Origin of the sequence: Sutterella parvirubra YIT 11816 (assembly GCF_000250875.1) — a bacterium.
GTDB lineage: Bacteria > Pseudomonadota > Gammaproteobacteria > Burkholderiales > Burkholderiaceae_F > Sutterella > Sutterella parvirubra.
The window spans coordinates 32,910-37,865 of sequence record NZ_JH604939.1; the positions used below are offsets into that span (position 1 = coordinate 32,910).

The window sequence follows — 4,956 nt, forward strand, 5'->3', positions numbered from 1 at the left end:
CGACGCGGCCCGACGTGTAGAGCGAGCTCTCGAGGTAGAAGTTGTCGAAGCGCACGCCCAGGGCGGCGAGGTCGTCGTCCTGTTCGTTTCGGAGGTACGCGACCGAGTAGCGGCGCACGAGGTCCGTGTCGTTGAAGTCGCCCGTCGACTCGATCACTTCGCCCGAGTGCGCGTGCACGGGCTTCTTGTCCAAAAAGTCGCGCGCGATCGAGATGATGTATTCGCCGTGGTAGGCGGATTCGGGAAGGTCGACCGCTTCACCCTGGAGCTGACGGCAGCGGATCTTCACGCTCTCGGCGAGGTTGCCGATCTGCACGCCCGCGTCGTTGTAGTAGAACTCGCGCGTGACGGCCCAGCCCTGCGTGGCGAGGATGTTGGCGAGCACGTCGCCCAGGGCGCCCTGACGGGCGTGCCCGAGGTGAAGGGGCCCGGTCGGGTTCGCGGAGACGAATTCGAGCAGAACCGACTCGCCCTTGTGCGCGTCGTTGCGGCCGAAGGCTTCGCCCTCGCGCAGCACCTGGCGCACGATGTCCTGGCGCGCGCCGTCGGCGACGCGCATGTTGATGAAGCCGGGACCGGCGATCTCAATCGAGCTCACGAGCGCGTCGGTCTCGGGGTAGCGGCGAAGCGCCGCCACGATGTCTTCGGCGATCTGACGCGGCGCCTTCTTCATGGCGCGGGCGAGCTGGAGCGCGGACGTGCAGGCGACGTCGCCGTGCTCCGGGCTCTTCGGGCGCTCGAGCACGACGGGTGCGTCGGGCTGGCCGAGTTCGGCGAGCGCCTTCTGAATGAGAGCGGAGACGGCTTCTTTTTGTTGGGCGAGCATAGTAAGGCGAGTCGGAGGATTCAAAACGGAAACGACCGCAACAACGGATCCCGACAGTCTAGTCGGCGGGTTCGCGGTGCGGTCGGTCCGGTCAACGGGTTGTGTAACGGATTTTTGGGTGCATCAGCCGCGCTTGTCGTGTTCGATCCAGGCGTAGGCGGAGTGGTTGTGGATCGATTCGAAGTTTTCGGCTTCGACGCGGTAGGCCTGCACGCGCTCATCGTCGTCCAGAGCCTTCGCCATGTCGCGCACGAGGTCTTCGACGAACTTCGGATGGTCGTACGCGTACTCGGTCACGTACTTCTCGTCGGCGCGCTTCAGGCGCGCCCAGAGCTGGCAGGAGCCCGCTTCTTCGGCGATCGCCGCCTGTTCTTCGAGCGTCATCGGGGCGCCCAGAAGGAGCGACGTCGTCACGTGTGAGCGCTGGTTGTGCGCGCCGTAGCGGGAGATTTCCTTCGAGCAGGGGCACAGGCTCGTCACCGGCGTCACCATGATCTGGCGGACCGTGACGACGCCGTTCGTGGCGTCGGCGATCCAGGCCGCTTCGTAGTTCATCGTGCTCTGGAGCTTGCTCACCGGGGCGGTCTTGCGGATGAAGTACGGGAAGCGCACTTCGATCGTGCCGTCGACGGCGTTGAGCCGGTCGAGCATGTCGAGCATGAGGTGGCGCATCGTCTCGGCGGAGAAGGGCTCACCGTGCTCTTCGAGCATGGCGATGAAGCGCGACATGTGCGTGCCCTTTTGGTCGGCGGGGAGCGCGACCGTCATCGCGAGTTCGGCGACGGTGTGCTGTTCGCCGTCGCGGCCGGCGACGACGAGCGGCGTCTTCACGCCGCGGACGCCGACGCGGTTGATGGGGATGTTGCGCCCGTCGTGCGAGGACTGCACGTCAGGGAGCATCGTCTTCATTTCGTTGTCCATGGATTTTCTTTCGAACGAGTGCGGGCGGGCGCATGAGGGGCGTCCGTCCTCGAGTCCGCATCGGGCGGCGCTCTCCAGGGGGTGAGGCACCCGCTGCTCGGGGCTTGGGGGCGCCTGCGCAGGGTGCGCGGCGCGGCTCCCGGGCTGGTCCGGCGTCGGGCCGGACCGCGGACTTCGGGTTGCAAGTCCGGCAATGTTACCAAAACGGCAATCCCCACCCATCAAGGGCGTCGGGGCAAAATGGGGTGGAAATGATTTTTTTCAGAAACCGGGCTTCCCTCCATTGAAATCCCGGGGGGGCGTCCCCATCCTTGGATTAAGGGCCCGACGGGGCTGCGGGCCCGTTTTCCGGGCGGTCAATCCCTTTGATAGCCCGAAGGACGGCCCCGACTACGAGACAAAAGGACCCCATGCGCTTTTACTACGCCAATCAGCCCGCCGCGATCCTCATCGGCCTTCTTTCGGTCGCCATCGTCGTGGCGCTCGCCGCCGTCTTCCTGCCGCTGATCTTCGGGCTCCTCGTCGTCGCGGTCGGTGCCGCCGCGCTCTTCTGGGCCTGGAATTGGCTGAAGGTCAAGATGGGTTGGGCGCAGCCCAGCCCCTACGCCGACTTCGCCGAAATGATGCGTCAGGCCGAAGCCCAGGCGCGCTCGCGCTACGGCGAGCGTTCGGGCGGCGAATCCGTCTACATCGAGACCGACGTGACGGTCGAGACGGACGGCGAAGGGAACGTGCGCCGCGAAACGGCGACCCGCCGCCGCTGGAAGATGAACGACGTCGAAGACGCGGAAACGAAGTAAGCACAATTCCGACCCCACAAGAAAGGGCGCCCTCACGAACGAGCGGCGCCCTTTGCGTCTCTGCGCCTCAGAGAAGCGGCGAGATGAGGTAGCTCGCGCCTTCCTTGAGGCGCTCTTTGATGGGGCGTTCCCGCCAACGGTTGGGGTCGATCGGCGTCGAAGAGGCTTCGTAGCGGGCGTGAAGGGCATTGAGTTCCCTCACGAACCCCGGCTCGAAAATCAGCATCGTGAGCTCGAAGTTGAGGTGCATCGAGCGGTTGTCGATGTTGAGCGAGCCGAAGAGCGCGCACTCGTCGTCGACCGTGATCGACTTGGTGTGCAGGAGCCCGCCCTCGTAGTAGAGGATCTTGACCCCCGCGGTGAGCAGATCGTCGAAATAGCGTCGCGCGGCCCAGCTCACGAACCGGCTGTCGGTCTTGTGCGGGACGATCAGCTTCACGTCGACGCCGCGCAGCACCGCGTTCTGGAGCGCCAGCACGACCGCTTCGTTCGGGACGAAATAGGGGCTCACGATCGTGAGACTGTACTCGGCGTGACCGATGGCGCCAAGAACGAGCAGGAGCCCCTGGTCCTGCCGGGCGTAGGGACCGGACGGTACGGCGACGACGTCGGCGCGGCCCGTCTGCGGGTGTTCGGTCGTCCCGTAGACGTATTCGAAGTCGGAGGCGTCGCCGTCGGGCTGAAGCGCCCAGTCGAAGTCCCAGAGGCCCTGGAGCGAAAGCACGGCGGGGCCTTCGAAGCGGACCATGGCGTCGACCCAGGGGCCGACCGTCTTCGCGGCGTCGTACTCCATCGGGTCGATCATGTTGAGGCTTCCCGTGAAGCCCACGCGCCGGTCGACGACCACGACCTTGCGGTGAAGCCGGATGTCGGCACGCTGAAGGCCGAAGATCCAGAGGAAGCGAAGCGGCATGGCGCTCGCGACGCGGACGCCTGCGGCGGTGAGGCGGGTCTTCTGGGGGCTTCTCAGAAACGCCCTCGAGCCGAAGGCGTCCACAAGGATGCGGACCTTGACGCCGCGCCGCGCCGCGGCGATGAGCCGCGACTCGATCGCGTCGACGGCGCCGCCCGACTCCCAAATGTAGAAGGCGAGGTCGACCGAGCGCTTCGCGCCGTCGATTTCCGCCGCGATGGCGGCGAAGGCTTCGTCTGAGGACCCCAAAAGCCGCACGTCCGAGCCGGACGTGAGCGGCATCCCGCCCACGTGCGTTGCCTGGTGGATGAAGGTGCGGTGGCGGACCATCCGGGGAGGAAGCGGCCCGTGTGGCGTGAGCCGGTGGCGGCCGATCTTCGCCCACATGTCGAGGCTCTTTCGGAGCCGCCGCGCACGGATGCGGCCGATCGGGCGCTCGCCGAAGAGCAGATAAAGGACGAATCCCGCGTAGGGGAGGATCGCGGTGAGCAGAATCCACGCGAAGGCCGAGCCGGGCGGATGGCGCGTCAGCATGACGCGCAGCGTCACGGCGGCGACGATGAGGAGCTGAAGCAGTGCGGCGAAGCTGCCCCACAGGGTGAGCGCCTCGGCGGGGATCTCTTGCACGTTGCGGCCTCGCGGACGGAATATAAGAGGAAAACGCTTCGATGATAGCCGCCGGGAAGGGGCGTCAGAGGCGGGAAGGGGCCCCGAAACCGCGGTTCCGGAGATTCAAAAATACGTATAAACACGTAATTTGAAGTTTTTGCGCTTTCAGCGTCTTGACAGTCGCAAAACCTCAGGTAATAATTCGGTTCTCTCGCAACGGAGGGGTGCCCGAGTGGCTAAAGGGGGCAGACTGTAAATCTGTTGGCTTACGCCTACGATGGTTCGAATCCATCCCCCTCCACCAGCGAAAATCTTCAAATGAATTTCGCGCAGCAGCGAGAAGTTGCGGAGCGGAATGATCCCTTTTTTCGATCCCGGGCGGGTGTAGCTCAATGGTAGAGCAGAGGCCTTCCAAGCCCCCGACGAGGGTTCGATTCCCTTCACCCGCTCCAAAGCATTCATGCCCATGTGGCTCAGTGGTAGAGCACTCCCTTGGTAAGGGAGAGGTCATGCGTTCGATCCGCATCATGGGCACCACCGAATTTTTCTTTTCTTCGTTGAAACGATCCGGTTAGTGTCGGATTTTGTTCAGGAGCCTCAGAAATGGCCAAGGGTAAGTTTGAACGTACCAAGCCCCACGTCAACGTGGGCACCATCGGTCACGTGGACCACGGCAAGACCACGCTGACCGCCGCCATCACCACGATTCTTTCGTCGCACTTCGGCGGCGAAGCCAAGGCGTACGACCAGATCGACGCGGCTCCTGAAGAAAAGGCCCGTGGCATCACGATCAACACGGCGCACGTTGAATACGAAACCGCCAACCGCCACTACGCGCACGTCGACTGCCCGGGGCACGCCGACTACGTGAAGAACATGATTACGGG

General features: G+C 64.4%; 5 protein-coding genes and 3 tRNA genes. 5 read left to right on the top strand and 3 right to left on the bottom strand.

The genetic code is table 11. The features are described from left to right. A partial coding sequence (gene argS, locus HMPREF9440_RS11880) for an arginine--tRNA ligase domain-containing protein (RefSeq protein WP_008541802.1) occupies nucleotides 1-826 on the bottom strand: 826 nt, incomplete at its 3' end. Between the two features lie 123 nt (nucleotides 827-949). Beyond that, nucleotides 950-1,747, bottom strand: a complete 798-nt coding sequence (gene folE2 / locus HMPREF9440_RS04180; protein ID WP_008541803.1) for a GTP cyclohydrolase FolE2 — start codon at nucleotides 1,745-1,747, stop codon at nucleotides 950-952. A gap of 410 nt (nucleotides 1,748-2,157) precedes the next feature. On the opposite strand from folE2, the gene HMPREF9440_RS04185 reads away from it, so the two are divergent. After that, complete coding sequence (locus tag HMPREF9440_RS04185; RefSeq protein ID WP_008541805.1) at nucleotides 2,158-2,547, top strand: hypothetical protein; 390 nt, start codon at nucleotides 2,158-2,160, stop codon at nucleotides 2,545-2,547. Between the two features lie 67 nt (nucleotides 2,548-2,614). Here the strand turns inward: HMPREF9440_RS04185 and cls are convergent, their stop codons facing one another. Beyond that, nucleotides 2,615-4,087, bottom strand: a complete 1,473-nt coding sequence (cls, locus tag HMPREF9440_RS04190; protein WP_008541806.1) for a cardiolipin synthase — start codon at nucleotides 4,085-4,087, stop codon at nucleotides 2,615-2,617. A 200-nt stretch (nucleotides 4,088-4,287) separates the two neighbouring features. Between cls and HMPREF9440_RS04195 the strand changes: the two genes are divergently transcribed. The 4 genes from HMPREF9440_RS04195 to HMPREF9440_RS04210 form a co-directional block, all read left to right on the top strand. Beyond that, nucleotides 4,288-4,373: transfer RNA gene (locus HMPREF9440_RS04195), tRNA-Tyr, on the top strand. A 74-nt stretch (nucleotides 4,374-4,447) separates the two neighbouring features. Continuing rightward, nucleotides 4,448-4,521: transfer RNA gene (locus HMPREF9440_RS04200), tRNA-Gly, on the top strand. A gap of 10 nt (nucleotides 4,522-4,531) precedes the next feature. Further along, a tRNA-Thr gene (locus HMPREF9440_RS04205) sits at nucleotides 4,532-4,606 on the top strand. 66 nt (nucleotides 4,607-4,672) lie between these two features. Beyond that, on the top strand, nucleotides 4,673-4,956 hold a 284-nt coding region (locus HMPREF9440_RS04210; protein ID WP_040763540.1), incomplete at its 3' end, for a GTP-binding protein.

What these genes read in the sequence shown, in the direction of transcription:
- folE2 (WP_008541803.1), bottom strand. Translation starts at nt 1,747, where the DNA reads ATGGACAACGAAATGAAGACGATGCTCCCTGACGTGCAGTCCTCGCAC.
- HMPREF9440_RS04185 (WP_008541805.1), top strand. Translation starts at nt 2,158, where the DNA reads ATGCGCTTTTACTACGCCAATCAGCCCGCCGCGATCCTCATCGGCCTT.